General features: G+C 35.6%; 19 protein-coding genes. 17 read left to right on the forward strand and 2 right to left on the reverse strand.

Annotated features, from left to right (window positions below; all coding sequences use genetic code 11):
• Positions 1-6: 6 nt before the first annotated feature.
• From pth to spoVT, 4 genes are all read left to right on the forward strand, one after another.
• Positions 7-588 carry an aminoacyl-tRNA hydrolase gene (gene pth, locus ACS3UD_RS04205; RefSeq protein WP_308137675.1) on the forward strand — a complete coding sequence of 194 codons (582 nt, stop codon included), beginning with the start codon at positions 7-9 and terminating at the stop codon, positions 586-588.
• Positions 589-672: 84 nt separating this feature from the next.
• Entirely contained in the window at positions 673-4,185 is a 3,513-nt protein-coding gene (gene mfd, locus ACS3UD_RS04210; RefSeq protein ID WP_308137674.1) for a transcription-repair coupling factor, read from the forward strand.
• A gap of 24 nt (positions 4,186-4,209) precedes the next feature.
• Positions 4,210-5,148 carry a peptidylprolyl isomerase gene (locus ACS3UD_RS04215; RefSeq protein ID WP_308137673.1) on the forward strand — a complete coding sequence of 313 codons (939 nt, stop codon included), beginning with the start codon at positions 4,210-4,212 and terminating at the stop codon, positions 5,146-5,148.
• 204 nt (positions 5,149-5,352) lie between these two features.
• A complete protein-coding gene (gene spoVT, locus ACS3UD_RS04220) occupies positions 5,353-5,904 on the forward strand; it encodes a stage V sporulation protein T (protein WP_308137672.1) in 552 nt (183 codons plus the stop codon).
• Between the two features lie 181 nt (positions 5,905-6,085).
• Here spoVT and ACS3UD_RS04225 read toward each other — a convergent pair whose 3' ends face one another.
• Together ACS3UD_RS04225 and ACS3UD_RS04230 are read right to left on the reverse strand one after the other, a co-directional pair.
• Complete coding sequence (locus ACS3UD_RS04225) at positions 6,086-6,529, reverse strand: SHOCT-like domain-containing protein (protein ID WP_308137671.1); 444 nt, start codon at positions 6,527-6,529, stop codon at positions 6,086-6,088.
• Between the two features lie 18 nt (positions 6,530-6,547).
• A complete protein-coding gene (locus ACS3UD_RS04230) occupies positions 6,548-6,937 on the reverse strand; it encodes a DUF2089 domain-containing protein (RefSeq protein WP_308137670.1) in 390 nt (129 codons plus the stop codon).
• Between the two features lie 441 nt (positions 6,938-7,378).
• On the opposite strand from ACS3UD_RS04230, the gene ACS3UD_RS04235 reads away from it, so the two are divergent.
• The 13 genes from ACS3UD_RS04235 to purD all read left to right on the forward strand — a co-directional run bounded on the left by ACS3UD_RS04235 (position 7,379) and on the right by purD (position 26,033).
• The gene (locus tag ACS3UD_RS04235; RefSeq protein ID WP_308137669.1) at positions 7,379-9,052 is read left to right on the forward strand and encodes an MBL fold metallo-hydrolase RNA specificity domain-containing protein; all 1,674 of its coding nucleotides are present in this window, start codon (positions 7,379-7,381) and stop codon (positions 9,050-9,052) included.
• A 17-nt stretch (positions 9,053-9,069) separates the two neighbouring features.
• Positions 9,070-11,130 (forward strand): sigma-54 interaction domain-containing protein, encoded by a 2,061-nt coding sequence (locus ACS3UD_RS04240; RefSeq protein ID WP_308137668.1) that lies wholly within the window; start codon positions 9,070-9,072, stop codon positions 11,128-11,130.
• A 242-nt stretch (positions 11,131-11,372) separates the two neighbouring features.
• Positions 11,373-13,151 (forward strand): indolepyruvate ferredoxin oxidoreductase subunit alpha, encoded by a 1,779-nt coding sequence (iorA, locus tag ACS3UD_RS04245; RefSeq protein WP_308137667.1) that lies wholly within the window; start codon positions 11,373-11,375, stop codon positions 13,149-13,151.
• Between the two features lies 1 nt (position 13,152).
• On the forward strand, positions 13,153-13,749 hold the full coding sequence (locus tag ACS3UD_RS04250; RefSeq protein WP_308137666.1) for an indolepyruvate oxidoreductase subunit beta: 597 nt from the start codon (positions 13,153-13,155) through the stop codon (positions 13,747-13,749).
• A gap of 38 nt (positions 13,750-13,787) precedes the next feature.
• A complete protein-coding gene (gene buk, locus ACS3UD_RS04255) occupies positions 13,788-14,855 on the forward strand; it encodes a butyrate kinase (protein ID WP_308137665.1) in 1,068 nt (355 codons plus the stop codon).
• 285 nt (positions 14,856-15,140) lie between these two features.
• Complete coding sequence (locus tag ACS3UD_RS04260; RefSeq protein ID WP_308137664.1) at positions 15,141-18,878, forward strand: phosphoribosylformylglycinamidine synthase; 3,738 nt, start codon at positions 15,141-15,143, stop codon at positions 18,876-18,878.
• Positions 18,879-18,894: 16 nt separating this feature from the next.
• Positions 18,895-19,392, forward strand: a complete 498-nt coding sequence (gene purE, locus ACS3UD_RS04265) for a 5-(carboxyamino)imidazole ribonucleotide mutase (protein WP_308137663.1) — start codon at positions 18,895-18,897, stop codon at positions 19,390-19,392.
• Positions 19,392-20,105, forward strand: a complete 714-nt coding sequence (purC, locus tag ACS3UD_RS04270) for a phosphoribosylaminoimidazolesuccinocarboxamide synthase (RefSeq protein WP_308137662.1) — start codon at positions 19,392-19,394, stop codon at positions 20,103-20,105. Before purE ends, purC begins: the two co-directional genes overlap by 1 nt.
• Positions 20,106-20,119: 14 nt before the next feature.
• Positions 20,120-21,514: an amidophosphoribosyltransferase gene (gene purF / locus ACS3UD_RS04275; RefSeq protein WP_308137661.1), complete on the forward strand. Its 1,395-nt coding sequence runs from the start codon at positions 20,120-20,122 to the stop codon at positions 21,512-21,514.
• A gap of 10 nt (positions 21,515-21,524) precedes the next feature.
• A complete protein-coding gene (gene purM / locus ACS3UD_RS04280) occupies positions 21,525-22,562 on the forward strand; it encodes a phosphoribosylformylglycinamidine cyclo-ligase (RefSeq protein WP_308137660.1) in 1,038 nt (345 codons plus the stop codon).
• Complete coding sequence (purN, locus tag ACS3UD_RS04285) at positions 22,553-23,182, forward strand: phosphoribosylglycinamide formyltransferase (RefSeq protein WP_308137659.1); 630 nt, start codon at positions 22,553-22,555, stop codon at positions 23,180-23,182. Before purM ends, purN begins: the two co-directional genes overlap by 10 nt.
• Positions 23,183-24,739 carry a bifunctional phosphoribosylaminoimidazolecarboxamide formyltransferase/IMP cyclohydrolase gene (gene purH / locus ACS3UD_RS04290; RefSeq protein ID WP_308137658.1) on the forward strand — a complete coding sequence of 519 codons (1,557 nt, stop codon included), beginning with the start codon at positions 23,183-23,185 and terminating at the stop codon, positions 24,737-24,739. It abuts the gene before it with no gap.
• A 43-nt stretch (positions 24,740-24,782) separates the two neighbouring features.
• A complete protein-coding gene (gene purD, locus ACS3UD_RS04295) occupies positions 24,783-26,033 on the forward strand; it encodes a phosphoribosylamine--glycine ligase (protein ID WP_308137657.1) in 1,251 nt (416 codons plus the stop codon).
• Positions 26,034-26,136: the final 103 nt, after the last annotated feature.

Raw genomic sequence — 26,136 nt, forward strand, 5'->3', positions numbered from 1 at the left:
GTAAATATGTATATAATTGCAGGACTTGGCAATCCCGGTAAGGAATATACAGGAACCAGACATAATGTAGGTTATGATACATTAGATTGTTTGGCAGAAAAGTATGATGTAAAGTTGAATAAACTTAAATTTAACTCCGTTTATGGCGAAACTTTCATAAACGGAGAAAAAGTTATGCTTGTAAAACCTGTTACATATATGAATAGAAGCGGAATTGCTATTGATGAAATAATAAAATTTTATAAAATACCCGTAGATAACTTGATTGTAATTTATGATGATATAGATATACCTGTGGGAACCCTGAGAATCAGACCACATGGAAGTCCGGGAACGCATAATGGTATGAAATCTATCATTAACCATGTAGGAGAAAATTTCCCGCGTATACGTGTAGGAATCGGAAGAAATCCTGATATTGATTTGGCTGATTATGTTCTCCAAAAATTTGGCAGAGATGAATCGGATAAAATTAGGATGATAATGGAGAAAGCTGCTGAAGCAGCAATAGAAATTATTGAGAAAAACATAGATGCAGCAATGCAGAAATATAACATAAAAGCGACAGGTGAGCAGCTTCGGGATTAGAAGTGACATGACTTATGTCGGAACCGAATGAAATGTTCGGAAAGTCGGCATAATGATGTAAACTTTGTGCTAAAAAGGATAGTCATGAACAAAATTTTGTTTGAGCAGTTTCAAAAAACAGAAAAATTTAATAAGATAATTGAAAACTATAAAAATGGAAAAAGTCAGCAGGTTCAGGGGATTAATGAAGAAAGCATGGCGTTTTTGGTGTGTAATTTATTGGAAGCCGCTGCTGATAAGATACTTGTTATAACTTCCAGCGAATCAAAATCAAGAAAGTACGAGGAAGAAATAAAAGCCTTTACAGACAATGCGGGAAGATTTCATCCTAAGGAATTTATATTGTACAATGTAGATGCATTAAGCAAAGATGTAGAATATAAAAGATCATACTTGCTCGATAAAATCCTTAATTTAAAAAAATGTGCTGTTACCGCATCTATAAATTCTATCGTAACAAGAGTTATGCCTAAAGATAGATTTAAGGATTCTATAATAGTATTAAAATATGGCAACTGCTATGATATGAATGAGCTCAAAAAAAATCTTATAAATCTTAAGTATGAAAGAGTTGATGCAATAGAAGGTGTAGGACAGTTTTCCATAAGAGGAGGAATAGTTGATATATTTTCTCCGTCAGAATCTAATCCTGTTAGAATTGAATTTTTTGATGATGAAATTGATTCAATACGTTCAGTAGATTTAAAAACACAGAGATCTGTTAAAAATTTGAAATCTGTTAGAATAATACCTTGCAGTGACTTACTGTTCAATAAGGATGAAATTGACAGCATGCTTACTGAGATAGACATGGACTATCAAAGCAGGATGGATAAGATAAAAAATCTGTCTGAGTCAAAAGAAGTACAGAAAAAACTCAGAAGTATGTACAACGCTTACAGAGACAAAATGAAAGAAGGATTATCAATAGAGAATTCCGATCTATTGGTTCCTTTCCTGAAAGACAGCTTTGTAAGTGTGCTTGATTATTTCGGTGAGGATTTCATACTTATAGTTGATGAACCGGAAAGAGTATTCGAAGAATTAGGATCCTTGAATGACAGCTATGAATTGAAGTTCAGCGAATTGTTTGAAAAGGGCGAGATTTTTACAAAACAAAGTTGCGTTTTTATTAGTGAACAAGAATTAAAGGCAAAGCTTACAGAAACTCCTTTTGTGTCTGTAAATGGAAGGGATAAGATTTTCAAAGCAGAAGAATCTGTTTCGCTGCAGTTTAAAGAAGCTCCATATTATTATGGTAAGATGGAGGATCTGTCTAAGGATTTAAACAGATTGAAATATAAAGGCTACAAGATTGCCATAGTGCTTTCAAGCAATGAAGGATGCTTGAAACTTCATAATCTATTAAATGATTATGAATGCACAACGACTCTGTCCAAGACCGCAAATGTCGCTGCCGAAAGCGGACAAGTGATAATAATGCCTGGAAAAGTCAAAAAAGGCTTTGAATACTACGATAATAAAATACTTATATTAACCGAAAATGAAGTTTTTGGCAGCCTGAGGAAAAAACCTAAAAAGGCTAAAAAAAGAAAAGGGTCAAAAATTGAAATTTTTACGGATCTTAAAGTAGGAGATTTTGTAGTTCATGAGCACCACGGAATCGGACAGTACATCGGAATTGAGAAAATTGATGTTCAAAACATTAAAAAAGATTATTTGTGTATAAAGTACAAAGGCGAAGATAAGCTTTATGTACCTGTAGATCAGATGTCTTTGATTCAAAAATATATCGGTTCGGACTCTGAAAAACCGAAGCTTAACAAAATGGGAAGCGTTGAATGGGTTAAAACCAAGGAACGCACAAAAGCTGCAATAGAGAACATGGCAGCTGAACTTGTTAAGCTTTATGCTCAGCGAAAAGTAGTCAAAGGACATGCGTTTTCGTCTGATACAGAATGGCAGAAGGAATTTGAATATAAATTTCCTTTCCAGGAAACAGATGACCAGCTGAGATGTACAAAAGAGATCAAGAAAGATATGGAAAGGCCTGTTTGTATGGACAGACTTCTTTGCGGTGATGTTGGATTTGGGAAAACAGAAGTTGCAATGAGGGCTGCATTTAAAGCGGTAATGGATTCAAAGCAGGTGGCAATACTCGTGCCTACAACTATATTGGCGCAGCAGCACTATGCAAATATAGTAGATAGGTTTAGGGGATATCCTGTTAAGGTAGAAATGCTTTCCAGGTTCAGAACGCCTTATCAGCAGGTAAAGGTAATCAATGATTTGAACAAGGGACTTGTTGACATTGTTGTAGGCACGCACAAACTTCTTTCAAAAGATCTTAAGTTCAAAGATCTCGGGCTGCTTATAATAGATGAAGAACAGAGATTCGGCGTTAAGCACAAGGAGCTTATTAAGCAGCTTAAGACAAATATAGATGTATTAACACTATCAGCTACACCGATTCCAAGAACTCTTCATATGTCTATGATTGGTGTTAGAGATATGAGTATTATTTCTGAACCGCCAGGAGATAGGCTGCCTATTCAGACATATGTAATGGAATATAATGATGGAATTATAAAAGATTCTATAGAAAAGGAAATTTCAAGAGGCGGTCAAGTTTACTATGTGCATAATAGAGTAATTGATATTGACAGCGCTGCTTCAAAGCTTCAGAAACTTGTTCCAAATGCCAGAATTGCTGTAGCTCATGGGCAGATGAGCGAACGTCACCTTGAAAATATAATGCTTGAATTTGTTAATAAAGAATATGATATATTGATGTGCACAACCATTATTGAGACAGGAATGGACATTCCTAATGCAAATACTTTGATAATTGATAATGCAGATCATTTGGGGCTTTCCCAGCTTTATCAGCTGCGAGGAAGAATAGGAAGATCAAACAAGGTTGCCTTTGCCTATTTGACATATGAAAAGGATAAAATGCTTTCTGAAGTAGCTGACAAAAGACTTAAGGCAATTAAGGAATTCACAGAATTTGGATCGGGATTTAAAATTGCCATGAGGGATTTAGAAATAAGGGGATGCGGAAACATATTAGGATCGGAGCAGCATGGGCATATGCTTGCAATAGGCTACGATTTGTATGTTAAATTCCTTGACAGGGCAGTTAAAGAACTTCAGGGCAAGAGTTATGAGGATGAGGATATTGAGACCTCTGTAGACATAAGTGTTGATGGATACATACCGTCAACCTATATTGAGAATGAAGAGCAGAAAATTGAGATATACAAAAAAATAGCAGCAGCTTCAAGTAAAGATGATATATATGATATCACAGAAGAAATTATAGATAGATTTGGAAACACACCGGTACAAGTAGACAACCTGATGAAAATTTCTTATATCAAATCTCTTTGCAAAAAGCTGCATGTAAAATCAATTGCGCAGGCAGGTTTTATTGTAAACATAGAGTTAACTTCCGGCAACGATCTGAGTCAGGACATAATAGGTTTCTTAATTGAAAATTACAATACAAAAATAAAATTTGACGTTTCAAGAGAGCCTGTTATTAAATATAGATTAGATTCTACAGAACAATTGAAAATTCTGGAGGAACTTGAAAAATTCTTTGAAATATTAATTAATTATAAGCAGGTTTAAAAGAATCTGCCAGGGAGGAAAAATATGAATAAATTGAAACAAGCATTAGCACTGACTCTTGCTTTAACAATGGTTTTATCAGTTACTGCATGTAAGCAGGAAAGCACTGATACAGTTGAAGAAGGTATAAAAGCTAAAGTCAACGACAAAGTTATTACTCAGGAAGAATATGATGAGAATCTGTCAGTATATAAAAAAATGGCAGAAAATCAATATGGAGCGGATGCGTGGGAGCAGGAGATTTCCGAAGGTCAGACAATGGGGAGCTATTATGAAAGCACTTTGTTAGATCAACTTATTATGGATCTTTTGTTGGTTGAAGCAGCAGAAAAAGAAGGAATTACTATTTCTGAAGAAGAACTTAAAGGTGAGCTTGATAACTTTAAAGCATACCTAGATACTGATGAACAATATCAGCAGTTTCTTGAAAACTATGGAATGACGGAAGAATATCTTAAAGAATCATTGAAAAAAGAATTCCTGATAAATCATTATCTTGCATTGAAGATTGAAAACTTACAGCCTACGGATGAAGAGCTTCAAACATTGTTTAATGATTTAAAAATGAATATAAAGATAAAAGCAAGCCATATACTTGTTAATACAGAGGATGAAGCTAAGAATGTTGTTGAAAGACTTAACAATGGCGAAAATTTTGAGGACCTGGCTACGGAACTATCTTTAGATACAGTAAGCGCGGCTAACGGAGGAGACTTGGATTATTTCGAATATACTGATATGGTTCAGCCATTTTCAGAGGCAGCATTCTCTATGGAAATCGGAGAAATAAGCGAGCCAGTGAAATCAGACTTCGGTTATCATATTATTAAAGTGAATGACAAAATTGTAGATGATGAAATTACTGTAGAAACAGAAAAAACAGCTTTGACAGAATACTATAAATCATTTAAATATGAAGAGCTTCTTGAGAAATTAAAAAGCGAAGCAACAATTACAGAATAATTAATATTTTATTAATTACTTCTAAATAATGTTAGAAGGTGTAAAAAAATGTTGCTATTCATAAAAGTATCAATTATAATGTAAATGATATTTCCAATAATATCCGTAAACTAATCAGGATAAAATCTATTAAAGTGTAAATAATAGAAAATATTAAAAGAAATGTCATATAAATAAAATTATTCAATTGGAGGAACATAAGTTATGAAAGCAACTGGAATTGTCAGAAGAATTGATGACTTAGGAAGAGTAGTAATTCCTAAAGAAATACGAAGAACTTTGAGAATCCGTGAAGGAGATCCTTTAGAAATATTCACAGACAGAGAAGGTGAAATAATACTGAAAAAATATTCACCAATAGGAGAATTGACTGAATTTGCGGGAGAATATGTAGAATCCTTGTTTGAAACAACAAGACATATAGCAATAATTACAGATCGTGATGGGGTAATAGCCGTATCGGGAAGTTCTAAAAAAGATTATTCTGAAAAAAGATTAAGCCCTGAGCTGGAAAAAATAATTGAGAGCAGGGAAGTTTATATGACAGGCGCTAACGCTAAGCCAATCAGAATTACAGCTAATGAATTTAACCCGGATAACTATGTAAGTCAGGTTATATCTCCCATACTGGTTCACGGTGATCCTATAGGATCGGTTATGCTTTTATCAAAGGATAAGGCTTCTAAAATGACTGAAGTTGAAGAAAAACTTATAAAAACAGCAAGTATATTTCTGTCCAGACAAATGGAAAGCTAGCATTAGCAAAATCTATATCAGACAATTCATTAAAAGGTTTATATAGAATTTTGTATAATGTATTTTCTTAATAAATTTTGTTATGTTGATATGATACTGCTATCAAAAAACTTCAGATGTGTAATTTATTTGCACATCTGAAGTTTTTTGTAAACTATGCCTATATTTGTATTTGCCATAATTATTCTACGTATATTTTTACTTTTATGGTTGTGTTATGTTCCTGATCCCATGCTTCAACATCAACTATACTGGGATCATCTAATGTTCCGCTCATTAATTCATCTATAATTTCTTTGAAATCAATGTTTGTTATGTCAATACCTTTGCTTTCTATTTCTGCCCTGGCATCCTTTGGTATCATTGATGTCATTTTTCCTGCAATACCACCTACTATTTTAAGAAAGCGTATTGGGATATTTACATTTACATTGACAGTGTTGTTTTCAGACGTTACCCGTATTTTAAGGTACTTATAATCTGTCCTAGATACGTTTGACGCGAGAGCTGTATTGGTTTCGTCTGGTGCGGAAGGGGTGTTTAGGGCATTAAGCAGTTCCATTGCTTCTGCTGCCGTTAATTGACCATTTTCTATCATTTCAAGTATTTTTTCCTGCTCGTTCATTCAAATACCTCCTTAAGGTTATAAATTTTTAATTTTTTCCGTTGCTTCCTTAGGTGAAAGTTCGCCTTTTGAAAGCTTTTCTAGAATTTCACTTCTTAGAGATTTTTTTATTTCATTTTCTTTTTCGACTCCTTTCGGAGAAATTTCTAATCCCAAGCTTTTTATGACAGTGTCTAATTTGCCGCGTACAGTCGGATAAGATATTCCCATTTCCTTTTCAACATCTTTAATGTTACCGCGACACTTTATAAAGGTTTTTAAAAAATTAAGGTCGTCTTCAGGAAGACTGCAAAATTCGCATGGCTCAAAGTCGCCTTCAATGAATGTAGAACATTTATGACATCCTAGTTTTGTAATTGATAATTTTTCTCCGCATACTGGGCATTTGCTGGGTGCTTTATATTTCATTATTTCACCATCCTTGTTAATAGCATAATATACCAATTTGTTTAATATGTCAATATATAAATTAAAAATATTAATATAAAAATTAAATAAATTAATAAAAAAATTAAAAATATTAATTAATTGATAAAAAGTGACAAGAATTTTATGCTATCAAATTATCAAGTATAAACAAATTTATATAACGATGTGCTGATTTTGATACAAATATTTTATATTGGTTAAATTAGTTGTTTGTGCTACAATTATATTGTAATTTATGTACAACGTTATTTATGTTTATAATGTGGAAAGTTAGTGAGCATGTGGCAAATTTAATTTTTAATTCCGTATTAAATTTGTGATATAGGATAGAATTAAGGGTATACTTTTCTGGTTATATGCATAATGCGTTATAACGGCGGCATAGCACATGCTATGACTATTATACCCCAGGGGGCAAAAATGGAAATAAGATTTTTAGGAGCTGTAAAAGGAGTAACAGGCTCAAGTCATTTAATACAATACAAGAATAAAAAGATACTTTTAGATTGCGGGATGTATCAGGGCAGAGATGATGATTTGAATTTAGAGGAATTTGAAATAAATCCTGCCGAGATTGATTATTTATTTTTAAGTCACAGCCATATAGATCACAGCGGCAGAATTCCTCTGCTTGTTAAGAAAGGATTTAAGGGAGTTATTTTTTGTTCAAAGCCTACATATGATCTATGTGAAATAATGCTTTTAGATTCCGCACATATTCAGGAGAACGAAGCAGAGTGGAAAAACAAAAAGGCTCAAAGGCTTGGAAGAAAATTAGTTGAACCTATGTACACACAGGATGACGCCATGGATAGCCTTCAATATTTTAAAACAGTTCAGTACGATCAGATAATTAATGTTGATGAGGGTTTGACAGTAAGATTTAATGATGCAGGTCATATTCTGGGATCTTCAATTATTGAGATGTGGTTTGATGACGAAAATGAAAACGTAAAGCTTGTTTATTCAGGAGATCTTGGAATGGACCAGAAACCAATTTTGAGAGACCCTTCATTTATTGAGAGAGCAGATTATATAATAATGGAAGCTACATATGGGGACAGAGTTCACGATGATGTTGCTCAAAGAACAGAAGAGCTTATAAAAATTATTCTAAAAACCGTTAAAAGAGGAGGAAGTGTCATTATTCCGTCCTTTGCAGTGGGAAGAACTCAGGAGCTTATTTATGAACTTAATAAATATTATGACAGCCACTTAGGTGAAATTGGGACTAAGGAAAATGAGCTTAGAAAAATTCCTGTCTATATTGATAGTCCTTTAGCTTCCAAAGCTACGGAAGTATTTAAACAAAATGCCGGTGTATTTGACGAGGAAGCAAGAGAGTATATTATGAAAGGAGATAATCCTCTTGAGTTTGAAAATCTCCATTTTACTCAAAGCGCCGAGGAATCAAAAGCATTGAATTTTTCTTCTGAACCTAAAATAATAATTTCAGCCAGCGGAATGTGCGATGCTGGGAGAATTAAACACCACTTGAAACATAATTTGTGGAGAAAAGAAGCAAGCATCGTGTTTGTCGGATATCAAGCAGAAGGTACTCTGGGGAGAAGAATATTAGACGGCGAAAAGGTTGTTAAGGTTCTGGGAGAAACAATCAATGTTAAGGCTGAAATTTATAATGTTGAAGGGTTTTCAGGGCATGCCGACAAACCATCGCTTTTAAACTGGCTGAAAGGGTTTAAGGAAAAACCAAAGACAGTCTTCATAGTTCATGGAGAACAGGATTCAAAAATTAATTTTGCTAAAGAAGTTAAAGAAACTCTCGGAATGAACTGTATAATCCCTGAGTATAATATTATTTATGAAATCAAGAAATCAAAAAACATAGAAAAAGTACCTGTTTCAGGGCCTAAATCTATCACGCTTCCTTATTCAAATAAAGTTAACGAGAAGCGCATAAGCGATTTGAGCAATGATATAAACGAGTTGAAGGAGATGTTTGAAATTGCTGTAGAAAGGGCTCAAGTCCATATCAAGGAAAATATTAGCATAGACGATTACAAAAAAATAAACAATGCTATAATTGATTTGGAAAATGAAATTATTAATCTTACGGTTATGACCAGCAAATAAATATCGGGAGTATGTAAATGAAAAAATTAGCCATTGTAAGTTATACTGCTGAGTCTGTCAATAGCTATTATAATCAGATAAAAAGCTTGTTTGGTAATAAAATTTCTATAGAAAAATATTGCCTAGACGATTTTGCCACCAATGGATATATAATTATTGACGCTGATGTTCTGTTAATTCCATCATATCATTTGTTCAAAAAAATAAGAGAACATGTAAATAAAGATACTGAGCTCTTGTTTGCAAACAGGACAATTTCCAAATCGGGGATGGACAAAATAAACAGTATAAATAAGGGCGCTAAAGTTGTGCTTGTTGATGAGAGCCCTGAAATGGCCGAACAGATAATCTCCATAATATATCAGCTGGGAGCAAGGCATATAGAGTTAAATTCATATTGGGCAACAGATTTAAATAAATCAAGGGGAGAAATATACATTATTTTAGGTCAGACTGACTATATTCCTGAAAATACAAAAGAAATAATTAATGTTGGAAACAGTCTCCTAGATATTAACTCAATTATTGATATAGGAACTAAATTCGATTTGTTTTCAGAGTTAGACAGGAAGGATATCGTACGAAGTTATACTGAAATAAAGACGGCGAATTTTGGGTTTCTTAAAATATTAGGACTTACCAACAGCCGCGAAAGTCAGCTTGATATTCTTTTACAGACCATAGATGCCGGAGTAATCGGAATCAATACAGAAGGCGAAATTTTTCTTTATAATGATAATGCTAAAGAAATACTGGGCAGAAATTACGAAGATGTTATAAACAGAAGCGGGTTAGAATTGATGCCTGAAATACCTTTTTCAGTTGCACTGCGAAATCTTAAACCTGTTGAAGAAAAAATAATAAAAATAAATGGTTACGACGTTGTTGTTTCTGTTAATCCGCTTCTTCACTCAAAAAAAACATACGGTGCTGTAGCGATTATACGAAAGTATTCTGATCTTGAGAAACAGGAATATTTATTGAGAAAAAAGCTCATTGGAAAAGGATATGCGGCTAAATATGATTTTAAAGATATATTCGGGAAAAGCAGTTCTATAACAGAATGCATAAACATAGCCAGAAGAATGTCCAGATCAAACTCTTCAGTTTTAATTACAGGAGAAACAGGAACGGGCAAGGAGCTATTTGCACAGGCTATTCACAATAATTCTCTAAGAAAAGATTATCAGTTTGTTCCTGTTAACTGCGGTGCCTTTCCGGAAAGTCTTTTGGAAAGCGAGCTGTTCGGATATGAAGACGGGGCTTTTACAGGAGCTAGAAAGGGCGGAAAACCCGGTTTGTTTGAGCTTGCGCACAACGGTACGCTTTTTTTAGACGAAATAACAGAAATGCCGATGAATTTGCAGGTTAAGCTCTTGAGAGTTCTTCAGGAAAGAGAAGTTGTAAGGTTGGGCGGAGACCGAATAATAGATGTTGACATAAGAATTATAGCCGCAACAAACAAGGATATTAAGGAAATGGTTGAGAGAGGAGAATTCAGGCAGGATTTATTTTACCGCCTCAATGTTCTTCCGTTAAAAATTCCTCCTTTACGCAATCGCAGAGAAGATATAATCGGTCTCATAGATTATTTGAAGAAAACATTTAACAGCAATTTTATTTTAAAAGAAAAGGCCAAAGAGCTGCTGATTAATTACAATTGGAATGGTAATGTAAGAGAGCTTAGAAACTGTGTCGAGTACTTGGTTAATCTGGGTCTGGAGGAAATAGACGGGAAGGATTTGCCAATCGATTTTAATGTGTCTGATGACGAAGAAATTTTTGTTGTTGAACATGAGCTTATGCTTGAATTTCTAGAGCATGCAGGTAATAATATTAAGAAGTATGTCTTTGTTCTTGAGGAACTTAGGAATGCTTATATTAATGAAAAGAGACTTGGAAGAAGAAGTATATCTGAAATTGCAAAATCAAAAAAACTTTTCATTAGTGAGCAGGAAATAAGATCAATTCTCAATAGTCTGGAAAAATATAAAATGGCAGAAATCAACAAAGGCAGAAGCGGTACGGTTATAACGGATTTTGGAATAAAAATTCTTAATCATCTATCAACGGGTTAAAGGGTATAAAAAACTATACCTTTTAACCCGTTGATAATTTACGCACAATTTTAAGCCTGCTTAAAGGCAAGTAATTGCAGTGTTTTATAATTTTTTTTTGCCTGAAATTAATGGCATGATTTATGCAGGTATAAATATGATGCATATGATAATTTTTCTTCATGAAAGACATTTATTTGTCGGATGAGAAATAATTTCTATTGATGTCTACTATATATAAATGATTTGAAGGAGGGCTAAAATTGAAAAAATTAATGACAGGTAATGAAGCTATAGCTCGTGGCGCATATGAAGCAGGTGTGCATTATGCAGCAGCTTATCCGGGAACACCAAGTACAGAAATCCTGGAAAATATCGCTCCGTATAAGGAAATAATAGCTGAATGGGCTCCAAATGAAAAGGTTGCCGTTGAATCGGCCGTAGGTGCTTGCTATGCAGGTGCAAGGACATTGACTGCAATGAAGCATGTCGGTCTTAATGTTGCAGCTGATCCTTTTTTTACAATGGGTTATACGGGTGTAAACGGAGGAATGGCATTAGTAAGTGCTGATGACCCTGGGATGCATTCTTCTCAGAATGAACAGGATAACAGATATTATGCAAAAATGGCAAAGGTTGCATTATTAGAACCTAGCGATAGCCAAGAATGTAAGGACATGGTTAAGGCTGCTATGGAAATAAGCGAAAAATATGATGTCTTGGTTTTGGTTAGAATGACAACAAGGGTATGTCACAGTAAATCAATAGTAAAAATAAGTGAACGTACTGAAGTACCTATTAAGCCATATATTAAAAACCCAAATAAATACCTGGTTGCTCCGGCAGTTGCGAAACAGCTTCATCTTGTAGTTGAAGACAGGCTTAAAGAGCTTGAAAAGTTTTCTAATGAAACAGATTTGAATTTTATAGATTGGAATGACGATAAAAAAATAGGTGTAATTTCATCAGGTATTGCCTACCAGTATGCTAGAGAAATATTTGGTGACAAGGCATCGTACTTTAAAATAGGTTTTACTAATCCTCTTCCTATGGAAAAAATAAAAAAATTTGCTGAAGAAGTTGATACACTATATGTAGTTGAAGAACTTGAACCATTTATGGAAGAACAAATAAGAGCTGCAGGCATCAACTGCATAGGAAAAGATAAAATTCCGAACACATGGGAATTAAACCCGGACATAGTTGAAAAATCACTGCTGGGTACAGTAAAGCCGACAATAGATTATGATAAAACTATGGCTGTTGGAAGACCTCCTACTTTGTGTGCAGGTTGCCCTCATAGAGCATTCTACTATGAATTGTCCAAGAAAAAGAATACTATGATTACAGGAGATATAGGCTGCTATACATTGGGAGGCGCAGATCCTCTAAATGCAATGGATACTGTAACCTGTATGGGAGCAAGCATAAGTTCAGCTCATGGTGCTAAAAAAATATTTGATAAAAACAATGCCAATATGAGAGTTGTTGCTACAATAGGAGATTCCACATTCTATCATTCTGGAATAACCAGCCTTTTGGATGTGGTTTATAATAAGAGCAATACTATAACCTGCATATTGGATAACAGAATAACAGCTATGACAGGGCATCAGGAAAACCCAGGTACAGGTCGTACTCTTCAGGGAGATGAAGCTTATATTACAGATATTCCTGAAACGGTGAAAGCAATAGGCATAAAAAACCTTCGAACAGTTAACCCGATGAATAATTCTGAAATGAAAGAAGCATTAAACTGGGCGTTTGATCTTGATGAACCTTCCGTTATTATTTCAAGATATCCATGTGCTCTTAAGAAATATTCAGAAAACGATTTAAATGAGTTTGGAGCAATAGAAGGTGTTTGTGTAGTTGACCAGGATAAATGTATAGGTTGTAAAAAATGCGTCAGCACAGGCTGCCCTGCAATTCATTTCAAAAAAGAAATTAAGAAATCAACTATAAATAGCGCTCAATGCGTGGGATGTACTTTATGTATGCAAGTATGTCCTGTAAAAGCTATAAGTAAGGTGGGTGAATAATATGAAAAAGAATAAGAATATTTTGTTAGTTGGAGTAGGCGGACAAGGAACAATATTGGTGAGCAAAATTTTATCAACTGGTCTCATGGAGGCTGGATACGATGTAAAAATGTCTGAAATTCATGGTATGGCTCAAAGAGGCGGAAGTGTGTCAACTCAGGTAAGATTTGGAGAAAAGGTATACTCGCCTATAATTGGAGTGGGCGATGCGGATATTCTTGTATCATTTGAAACTATGGAAACATTAAGATGGCTTGAGTATTTGAAACCTGATGGAGTTGTAGTAATAAATGACTACGAAATTCCGTCTGCGCCAATACTTTCCGGTAAAGCTGAATATCCTGAAGGGATAATTGATTTGATAGAGAAAAAAGTAGATACAAGAGTTATTAAGGCCGCTGAAATAGCAGAAAGTATAGGAAGTGCTAAGGTTATGAACGTAGTGCTTATGGGAGCTTTAATAAAATCAATGAATCTGACAGATATAGACTGGGAAGATGCTATAAGAAAAACTGTAAAGGAAAAATTTATAGACTTAAACATCAAGGCCCTGCGTGCCGGAATGGAAAGTGCAGCTCTGGCAGAAGCCGGAAATTAATTAATAGTTTTGATAATTAAATTATACGAGGAAGACATATGAGCTATAAAATTTTGGCAATAAATCCGGGATCCACTTCAACGAAAATTTCTTTATATGAAAATGAGTATGAAATTTTCACAAAAAAATTTGAACACCCCTTGGAAATCATTGAAAAATACGACAGTGTAGAAGAACAGTTAAAAATGAGAAAACAACTTGTCATCGAATTTTTAAAAGAAAAAGGTATTGATATCAAAAAATTATCGGCTGTTGTAGCAAGAGGGGGAATGCTTCCTCCTGTAAAATCAGGAGCATATATAATTAATGATTTGATGATTGACAGGGTTTTAAATAGGCCTGTCATGGAGCATGCTTCAAATTACGCAGCTCCTATTGCTTATGAGATAGCAAAGGAGGCAGGTGTAGAATCATATATATATGATTGTGTTGTTACTGATGAACTTACAGATATAGCTAGGATTTCAGGTATGCCGGAGCTTCCCAGAACAAGTACCAGTCATGTTTTAAATACACGGGCCATGGCTATAAAGGCTGCCGGCGAACGAGGCAAGAAATATGATGATATGAATATAATTGTTGCTCACTTGGGAGGTGGAATTTCTATTAACATCCATGTGGGTGGAAAAATAGTGGACTTGGTATCCGATGATGAAGGCCCGTTCTCTCCGGAAAGGGCAGGTAGAGTACCTTGCAGAGAGCTTATTAATTTGTGTTATTCAGGCAAATATGATAAAAAAACTATGCAGAGGAAGCTCAGAGGAAACGGAGGATTAAAGGCTTATTTAAACACAATTGATGCCAGAGAAGTTGAAGGTATGATTGCCGACGGCAATGAAAAAGCTAAGCTTGTTTATGAAGCAATGGCCTACCAAATTGCAAAAGGAATCGGAGAGCTAGCCACCGTAGCTGAAGGAAATGTGGATCTGATAATTTTAACAGGAGGAATAGCATATTCAAAGATTTTGACAGACTTGATAGTGAAAAGAGTAAGCTTTATTGCTCCGGTAGAAATACTTGCAGGGGAGAATGAACTTGAGGCGCTGGCATTAGGAGCATTGAGAGTTCTGAATGGCGAAGAAAAAGCGAAGGAATATACCGAATAAAGTAAATACAATACAACTAAAAAATGCTCTCGATAGTGATATTGCTCCTATAGAGGGCATTTTTTATATTTAAATTTATGACATAATTTCTTAGGATGCAAACTCATTATTAATTATAACAGATACATATACGAACTATACTATAATTGATTGTGTTATAGTTCGATATAAGACGAATATAAAAATGTTAAATTATAAAATCATATCATTTTGTATTGACTTTAATATTTCTATTTGCTATTATAGAGTTGAAATTACAAATAACGAAATTTAAGGATGGTTGTTATGAACTTTGAAGTCAGAAGAGTGTATGTGGAAAAAAAACATGGCTTTAATACAGAAGCTGTTAACTTGAAGGATAATTTTATTGAAAATCTGCAACTTACAAATTTGGATGATGTTCGTGTTTTGAACAGATATGATGTATCTCACATAGATCAGGAAGATTTTATAAGGGCAGTAACTACAGTTTTTTCAGAACCTAATCAAGATAATACATATGATGAAATAGAAATTAATCATAATGTATTTGCTGTTGAATATCTTCCCGGACAATATGACCAAAGGGCGGATTCCGCAGCACAATGTATCCAAATAGTAACAGGCAAGGACAAACCTACAGTAAAGTATGCAAAGGTTATTGTTCTTGAAGGAGAATTGTCGGAAGAAGATCTAGACAAAATTAAAAAATATTGTATTAATCCTGTCGATTCGAGAGAGGCTTCATTAGAAAAGCCTGATACTCTGGATGAAGTTTATCCTGATTCGGAAGAAGTAGAAATAATAACGAATTTTATAAAAAAATCCAAGGAACAATTGGAAGAATTCCGTGTTGACAGAGGACTTGCCATGAGTTTCGAGGATTTGTTTTTTTGCCAGGAATATTTCAGAGACGCTGAGAAAAGAGATCCTACTATTACAGAAATTAAGGTAATAGATACGTACTGGTCAGATCACTGCAGACATACAACATTTTCTACAGTAATTGAAAAAGTAGAATTTGAAAACGGAAAAATATCGGATGAAATAAAAAGCACTTATGAAGAATATATAAACACAAGAAAATTTGTGCATGATAAAAAGCAGAAGGATATTACCTTGATGGATATGGCAACAATAGGAGCTAAGGAGTTAAGGAAACGTGGTCTTCTGGATAACTTGGAAATATCTGATGAAATAAACGCGTGCAGCATAATAATAAATGTAGATGTAGACGGAAAGAATGAAGAATGGCTTTTGATGTTTAAGAACGAGACGCACAATCACCCTACGGAAATAGAACCGTTTGGAGGGGCTGCTACATGTCTGGGCGGAGCAATAAGAGATCCTCTTTCAGGCCGTGCATATGTGTATCAGGCAATGCGTGTTTCAGGAAGTTCTGACCCACGACAAAAATGGGAAGATACGCTACCTGGCAAGCTTCCTCAAAGGAAGATTTCAACAGAGGCAACTTCAGGCTACAGCTCTTATGGAAACCAAATAGGGCTTGCTACAGGTTATGTTAATGAAATATATCATCCTGACTATGTAGCAAAAAGAATGGAAGTTGGTGCTGTAATAGCAGCAGCTCCAAGAATTAATGTAAAAAGAGAAGATTCTGAAAAAGGCGATGCAATTATCCTATTAGGAGGAAGGACAGGAAAAGATGGTTTAGGTGGAGCTACAGGAGCTTCAAAGGAGCACACTGAAGAATCAATTTTGCTGTGCGGCTGTGAGGTTCAAAAGGGAAATGCACCAACCGAGAGAAAAATTCAAAGACTGTTCAGAAATCCAAATGTCAGCAAAATGATAAAAAAATGCAATGATTTTGGTGCAGGAGGAGTATCTGTTGCTATAGGAGAATTAGCCGAAGGACTTAACATAAATCTTGATCTTGTGCCCAAAAAATATGAAGGGCTTAACGGAACAGAACTTGCCATTTCAGAATCACAGGAAAGAATGGCTGTAGTTATAAGAAAAGAGGATATTGAAGAATTTAACAGATATGCTCATGAAGAAAATTTAGAATCAACTCATGTGGCCGATGTAACAGATGACAGAAGATTGAAAATGAGTTGGAATGGGAAAATAATTTTAGACATAAGCAGAGAATTTTTAGACACCAACGGAGTAAAGCAAAAAATTAATGCTTTAGTAAAAGAACCTGAAAATGTATGTTCAGAAATAAATGTAAAATGTGATGAATTAAAAAGTGCATGGTTTGAAAATTTGAGGGATTTAAATGTGGCAAGTCAAAAGGGCATGGTTGAAAGATTTGACTCTACAGTTGGAGCCGGTACTGTGTTAATGCCTTTCGGAGGAGAAAAACAGCTGACTCCGGCAGAGGGAATGGCTGCTAAAATACCTGTATTGAACGGAACAACAAATACATGTTCTCTCATGGCATACGGTTTTGATCCTTATTTGTCAAAACAGAGTCCGTATCACGGAGCTATGTATGCGGTTATACATTCTGCTGCTAAAATTGCGGCAATGGGCGGAAACTATAAAAATATTAGGCTGACATTCCAAGAATACTTTGAAAAACTGAATAAAGATCCGGAAAAATGGGGAAAGCCGATGTGTGCTTTACTTGGTGCTTTCAAGGCACAGCATGAGCTTGAAATTGCAGCAATAGGCGGGAAGGACAGCATGTCCGGAACATTCAAAGATTTAAATGTTCCTCCCACACTTATTAGTTTTGCCGTAGCAACAGAAAATGTCAAAAATGTAATATCTCCGGAAATTAAAAAGGCTGGCAGCAGGGTAAGCTTGCTTAAAATTAACAGGCTTGGAAATAATATTCCTGATTTTAAAGATATAAAAGAGAAGTATTCGAACATGTACGAAGCTGTTAAATCGGGAAAGATTCTCAGTGCACATACGGTTGGGTACGGTGGTATTGCTGCGGCTATAAGTAAAATGACATTAGGCAACTATATTGGATTTAAAGCTGACAACAACCTTAATATAAGTTTAGATAAATGGTTTACTGCAGACTACGGTGATATTATTCTTGAGATAGAAAATGATGCAGAAATAGCTGGATGTATTCAATTAGGAACAACTACAGAAGAAGAGAAAATAGTGATAGACAGTTCAGTGGCAATAGCATTAGACGATGTGAAAAATGAGTGGCTTAAGCCTCTAAACAGCATTTATCCGATAAAAAAAGATACTGACGGTACAGCAGAGAGTTACCTCACTTCAGGAGGAGCAAAGATTAAATCGTCAACAAGCATTGCTAGACCAAAGGTATTTATACCTGCGTTCCCCGGAACAAATTGCGAGTACGATACGAAAAGGGCTTTTGAAAGGGCAGGCGCTGACGCAGAAATATTTGTATTTAAAAATTTAAACAAGATGGACGTAAAAGATTCTATAGAAGAAATGAACAGGCTTATAAGGAAATCTCAAATTATTGCATTCCCAGGAGGATTTTCTGCAGGAGACGAGCCGGAAGGTTCCGGTAAATTTATTGCTGCTGTTTTCAGAAATGAATTGTTGAAAGATGCAGTTATGGATTTGCTCAAAAATAGAGATGGATTGATTATAGGAATATGCAACGGATTTCAGGCATTAATTAAGCTAGGGCTGGTACCCTTCGGTGAGATTGTAAACATGGAAGATGATTACCCTACACTTACCTACAATAGCATAAGGCGTCATATATCTACATTTGCAAAAACAAAAGTTGTGAGCAATTTGTCACCTTGGTTAAGCATGTGCAATGTCGGAGATATTCACCACCTTCCAGTATCTCACGGAGAAGGAAGATTCGTTGCAAATGAGGAATGGATTAAGAAATTAAAGCAAAGCGGTCAGATAGCCACTCAGTATGTGGACGAAAATGACAATCCTACCTATGACGGATTTTACAATTTAAATGGTTCGGTAGAAGCAGTAGAAGGAATTACAAGCCCTGATGGAAGAGTGCTTGGGAAAATGGCTCATTCTGAAAGACTGGATAAAGACCTTTATAAAAACATACCTGGCTCTAAAGATCAGTTAATCTTTGAAGCAGGTGTAAATTATTATAAATAAAAAAACAGGAGGAAAAATGAAAGCAGCAATTATTATGGGAAGCGATTCAGATTTCCCTATAGTAGAAAAAGGTTACAATATACTAAAAAATTTCGGAGTGGATGTTGACGTACGAGTAATCTCAGCTCACAGGACTCCGGACGAGGCTATCAGCTTTGCAAAAAATGCTGAAAAAAATGGATATGAAGTTATAATAGGTGCTGCAGGTAAGGCAGCACATCTTCCAGGAGTACTGGCAGGCTGCACTGTTCTGCCTGTTATAGGTCTTCCTATAAAATCATCAGAGCTTGATGGTGTGGACGCGCTTTATTCAATAGTACAGATGCCGCCGGGAGTTCCGGTTGCAACAGTTGCAATAAATGGCGCAGAAAATGCAGCTTTGCTTGCGATACAGATTCTTTCTGTGAAATATGAAGTTCTAAGAGAAAAGTTCTATGATTACAAAAAACAGATGGCTGAAAAAGTATATAATAAAAACAAAAAAATAAATGATAAATTGAGTGGAGGAATATAATGAATAAGCTTGAAATGCTCTACGAAGGTAAAGCAAAAAAGGTCTATAAGACAGATAACGAAAAAAAATACATTGTTGAGTACAAGGACGATGCAACTGCTTTTAACGGAGAAAAGAAGGGGACAATAGTTGGAAAAGGTGTTGTTAACAATAAGATGTCAGCGGCTTTATTTGCGCTCTTGGAGAAAGAAGGAGTTCCTACTCACCAAATTGAGCTTTTAAATGATAGAGAATCATTAGTCAAAGCAGTTAAAATTCTTCCGTTGGAAGTAATAGTAAGAAACGTAGCTGCAGGATCACTTTCTAAAAGACTTGGAATTGATGAAGGTATTGAAATGAAAGAAACCGTGCTTGAGTTTTCTTATAAGAATGATGAGCTTGGTGACCCTATGATAAATGACTATCATATAAAAGCAATGGGTTTTGCAACTGACGAGCAGTTGGAAACAGTAAAAAAATATGCCCTGAAGGTAAATGATGTTTTGAAAAAATTCTTCCTTGAAATTAACATTAAGCTTATAGATTTCAAGCTTGAATTTGGACTTTACGATAATAAGGTAATTCTTGCTGATGAAATTTCACCTGATACATGCAGACTGTGGGACGCTGAAACTAATAAAAAACTTGACAAAGACAGATTTAGAAGAGATATGGGCGGAGTTGAGGAAGTATATCAGGAAGTTCTTGCAAGAGTAAGCAGCAAACAAAGCTAATCTGAGGAGATAATATGTGCATTAAAATTATAGATGATGACAAGCTTCATGAAGAATGCGGAGTTGTTGGGGTATATACAGAAAACACAAAAGCAGCAGCACAATTAATTTACTACGGCTTGTTTGCTTTGCAACACAGGGGACAGGAAAGTGCCGGTATTGCAATACACACCGATAACAAAATAGAATATCACAAAGACATGGGACTTGTGGCAGATGTGCTCACAAAAGACGTGATAAACAAGTACGAAGGTAATATTGCTGTAGGGCACGTAAGGTATTCAACTTCTGGAGGAAGTGAAATACAGAATGCACAACCTTTGGTTGTAAGATATAAGGAAGGTTCAATCGCACTGGCTCATAACGGAAACCTTGTAAATGCGGATTCTTTGAAAAGCATGTTGGAGGATAACGGGGTAATATTTCAAACATCTACAGACTCTGAAGTCGTTGCAAACATGGTGGCGCGACACAATAAGGGTGACATTGTAAAATCAATTCAAAATGTTACCGAAATTGTAAAAGGAGCATATGCCTTTGTTTTTATGACTGAAAATGAGCTGATAGGCGTTAGAGATAACTTTGGGTTAAGACCTTTGTGCTTGGGAAAAAGACCGGATGGATATCTCCTTGCGTCTGAAAGTTGCGCAATAAGTGCAATGGGAGGAGAGTTCGTAAGAGATATTGAACCCGGTGAAATGGTAGTTATAAAAGATAACAATGTGGAAAGTATAAAGAGCAATAAATATGCGCAAAAAAAGCTGTGTATATTTGAACATGTATATTTTGCAAGGCCAGATAGCACTTTAGACGGCGTCAATGTATATCAATCAAGATATAATGCAGGTAAATTGCTTGCCGAGGAAGCACCTGTTGAAGCTGATTTGGTGTTTGCTGTTCCTGATTCGGGAACTCCTGCAGCCATAGGATATGCAACTGAGCTTGGGATTCCATATGGCCTGGGGCTTATTAAAAACAGGTATGCTAAGCGTACATTTATTGAGCCTGAACAGTCTTTGAGAGAACAGGGAGTTAAAACAAAGCTAAGCGTATTGAAAGATCTTGTAAAAGATAAAGTAGTGGTTATGATTGATGACAGCATTGTAAGAGGTACAACAATGAAGCAGATTGTGAGCATGGTCAAAAAAGCGGGCGCTAAAGAAGTTCACGTAAGGATAGCGTCCCCGCCTGTAATTAATTCTTGCTTTTTTGGAATAAATACGCCTGATCGAAACAAACTGATCGGAGCAAATTATACCATTGAAGAAATAAAAGAATTTATTAGCGCAGACAGTGTATACTACTTGAGTATTGAAGGCTTGGTGAAGTCCACGGAATCAACCAACAATTACTGTCTTGCATGCTTAAATGGAGAATATCCTATGGAAGTACCTAATCAGAACATGTAAAGGAGAAAATATGTCCAAAAAACTAACATACAAAGATTCAGGAGTAGATATAAAGGCTGGATACGAAACTGTAAAGTTAATAAAGGATTATGTAAAAAAAACATACACAAAGGGTGTCATGTCTGATATTGGCGGTTTTGGTGGAATGTTTTCGGTTGATAAAGATGAGTACGAAGAACCGGTGCTTGTATCAGGGACTGACGGCGTTGGAACAAAGCTTATGGTTGCATTTAAAACAGATATTCATGATACAATCGGAGAAGATGCTGTTGCTATGTGTGTTAATGACATAATATGTCAGGGAGCTAAGCCTTTGTTTTTCCTTGACTACATTGCTACTGGTAAACTTGAGCCTAAAAAGGCATCAGACATAGTCAAGGGAGTTGCTAATGGGTGCATAAAAGCAGGAGCAGCCCTCATAGGAGGGGAAACTGCTGAGATGCCTGGACTCTACGGCGAAGGAGAATACGACATAGCAGGCTTTTGTGTAGGAATTGTTGATAAGAAAAAAATAATTGATGGCTCAAAAATCGTAGATGGAGATATACTCATAGGTATACCATCAAGCGGTATTCATTCAAACGGATACTCATTAGTGAGAAAGGTTTTTTTTGACCATCAGAATTATAGTACATCTGAATATATAGAAGAACTAGATTGCACATTGGGTGAAGCATTAATGGTTCCAACAAGAATTTATCCTGAGCTCATTCTTGATTTGATATCTAAATTTGAGATAAAGGGAATGTCAAACATAACCGGCGGTGGATTTTATGAAAATATTCCAAGAATGTTTCCAGAAGGCATAACGGCTGACATAGAAACAAAAGATATAAATGTGCTTCCAATATTTAATCTCATTCAAAAATCCGGAAATATAGATGTGGATGAAATGTATTCTACATTCAATATGGGTATAGGAATGGTTCTGGCGGCAGGGTTGGAAGAATCGACAAAGGTACTTGAATATCTTAAAAAATTAGGAGAAAAACCTGTCATAATAGGAAAGACTGTTAAAAGAGAAGGCGGTCTTAAAATATGCCATTAAAAATAGGAGTGCTTATATCAGGCTCGGGAACAAACTTGCAGTCTTTGATAGATAATGTGGAAAGCAGAAATATTAATGGAGAAATCTCCGTAGTAATTTCAAATAAAAAAGATGCCTATGGTCTGAAGAGAGCGCAAAAATATAAGATAGATGCGGTATACTTAAATCCTAAAAACTACGGAAGCTCCGAAGAATATAATGATGCCATTATCGAAGAACTAGAGAAACGAGGCGTGTCTTTAGTTGTGCTTGCAGGTTATTTGAAGATACTGTCAGAGAAATTTATAAAAAGCTACAGAAACAGAATTATAAATATACACCCTTCCCTCATACCTTCATTTTGCGGAAAAGGGTATTATGGTATCAAAGTTCATGAGGCAGCTATCGATTATGGTGTCAAAGTAAGTGGTGCTACGGTGCATTTTGTTGATGAGGAGGCGGACACAGGTCCTATAATATTGCAAGAAGCAGTGTATGTTGATGGTGATGACACAAAAGAAACGCTTCAGAAGAAAATCTTAAAAGTTGAACATAAGCTTCTTCCAACAGCAGTTAAATATTTCTGTGATGGAAGAATAGAAGTACAAAAAAGGAAAGTAAAAATAAAGGAGCTGAACTAAATGAGAGCTTTAATAAGCGTATCGGATAAAACAGGAATTACCGAATTTGCTAAAAGACTTGATAAGCTGGGTATTGAAATTATTTCCACAGGTGGGACACATAAAACTCTTGAGAAAGCAGGAATAAAGGTTACAGGGATTTCAGAAGTTACGGGATTTCCTGAATGTTTGGACGGCAGAGTTAAAACACTTCATCCTAAAATTCATGCCGGACTTCTTGCGGTCCGCAATAACCCTGAGCATATGAAGCAGCTTCAAGATTTGGGAATACAGACCATAGATTTGCTTGTAGTTAATTTGTATCCATTTAAACAAACAATACAAAAAGAAAATGTAGAAAGACAAGAAGCAATTGAAAATATTGATATAGGCGGTCCTACAATGCTTCGTGCCGCTGCAAAAAATTATCAGGATGTTGCAGTTATAGTTGACCCGTCTGATTATGAAAAAGTAGCAAAAGATTTGGAAGAAAAAAAAGAGGTGTCGGAAGAAACAAAGTTTTACCTTTGTGGTAAGGTGTTTGAACACACGGCACATTATGACACTTTAATAGCATCATATCTTAAAAAAGAAAGAAATGATAATAGCCTTCCTGAAACAATAAGTCTGACATATGAAAAGGTTCAGGAAATGAGATACGGTGAAAATCCGCATCAAAAAGCTGCTTTCTACAGAGAAGCAGTTGGCGGCAAAGGACTTTTATCATCAGCTGTTCAGCTTCATGGCAAGGAACTTTCATTCAACAATATTAATGATACAAACGGTGCTTTGGAATTGCTTAAGGAATTTGAAGAACCTGCCGTTGTTGCGTGCAAGCATGCAAATCCATGCGGGGTTGGAATTGCTGACAACATATATGACGCATATATGAAAGCTTTTAAAGCTGATCCAACATCTATATTTGGAGGAATAACGGTATTTAACAGAGAGGTAGATGAAAAAACTGCTGAAGAGATAAATAAGATTTTTATTGAAATAGTTGTAGCTCCTTCATATTCTCAAAAAGCTCTTGAAATACTTAAATCCAAAAAAAACAAAAGAGTGCTTCTTATAGAAAATATCCTTCAGAAGCAGGATGAAAACTCATATGACCTTAAAAAGGTTGCAGGAGGAATACTTGTTCAGACAATTGACTCTAAGTTAATTCAAGAGAATGAAGAATTAAAAACAATTACAAAAAAACAGCCCACAGAAAATGAAATGAAGGATCTAATGATGGCTTGGAAAATTGTAAAACATACAAAATCCAACGCTATAACAATTGTGAAAAATGGTCAGTCCATCGGAATAGGACCTGGTCAGGTTAATCGTATATGGGCGTGCAGACAGGCGATAGAACATGCAGTTGAATTTTTAGGTGAGGACAGCCTAAAAGGTGCAGCAATGGCTTCTGATGCGTTTTTCCCATTCCCTGATTGTGTAGAAGAGGCTGCTAAAGCAGGCATTACAGCAATAATTCAACCAGGTGGTTCCGTTAATGACGAGTTGTCTGTGAAGGCTTGTAATGAAAATAATATTTCCATGGTATTTACGGGAATGAGACACTTTAAACATTAATCATGTACACTTAATAATTAATTAATCGAAGCAGGGAGGACTTATGAATATACTGGTTGTTGGAAGCGGTGCAAGAGAACATGCATTGTGCTGGAAATTAAAACAAAGCGGCAAAGCAACAAAGATTTACTGTGCTCCGGGCAACGCAGGTATTTCTCAAATTGCCCGATGTGTTGATATAAAAGCTGATAATTTGGATAAAATTACTGAATTTGCAGTTTCAAACGGGATTGATCTGACTGTTATAGGACCGGAAGGGCCGTTGTGTGAAGGTCTTACGGACATGCTCGAGCAAAGGAACATCAAAGTGTTCGGCCCCTGCAAAAAAGGAGCAAAACTAGAGGCAAGCAAATCATATTCAAAGGAATTTATGAAAAAATATAATATTCCCACTGCCGGATACGAAGTATTTACTGATGCTGAAGCAGCAATAAAAGGGCTTTCAAAATTCAGAGTTCCTATTGTAGTTAAGGCTGATGGATTGGCGGCAGGCAAGGGAGTAGTTATTTGCAGCACTAAGGAAGAAGCCGAAGAGTCTATTAAAAGTATGATGAATGACAAGCAGTTCGGTGAAGCCGGTGATACGGTTGTCATTGAAGAATTCCTTGACGGAACTGAGGCATCGCTGCTATGCTTTGTGGACGGAAATTCAATAATACCTATGGAGAGTGCAAGAGACTATAAAAAGGCGTATGATTTTGACAAAGGCCTTAATACAGGCGGGATGGGATGCTTTTCCCCAAACACAATTTACACCGAAGAGCTGAAAGGTTATATATCAGAAAATATACTTAAAAGAACTATGGAAGGGCTTAAACAGGAAAAACTGGATTTCAAAGGAGTGCTGTTCATCGGTCTTATGGTTAAAGAAGGCAAAGCTAAGGTTTTGGAATACAATACGCGCTTTGGAGACCCGGAAACAGAGGTTGTGCTCCCAAGATTAGAATCCGACTTGGTTGAAATTATGCTAAAATGCATCGACGGAAATTTGACTGAGCAGGATTTGCAATGGAGTAGCGACAAATGTGTAACGGTTGTTCTTGCATCAGGTGGATATCCGGAAAGCTATGAAAAAGGCAAGCAGATTACGGGCTTGAATGATATGGATGACAGTATTGTGATTTTCCACGGCGGAACAAGGGCTGAGGATGGAAAGGTTTTTACTGACGGCGGCAGGGTGATGGCGGTAACAGCTATGGGAAAAACCCTTGATGATGCAAGAAAAATAGTTTATGAAAATATATTAAAAATTAAATTTGAAAAAATGCAGTTTAGAAGTGATATAGCAAAATAGTATAATAGTATTGGGGCAGTCATAAAAGATATATATTTTTTATGACTGCTTTTTTATTGTACATTATTTTACTGTTTTATTTTGAAATCTATCATTATGAGCA

Origin of the sequence: Sedimentibacter sp. LTW-03, from assembly GCF_052059825.1 — a bacterium.
In the GTDB taxonomy this organism is placed as follows: Bacteria; Bacillota; Clostridia; order Tissierellales; family Sedimentibacteraceae; genus Sedimentibacter.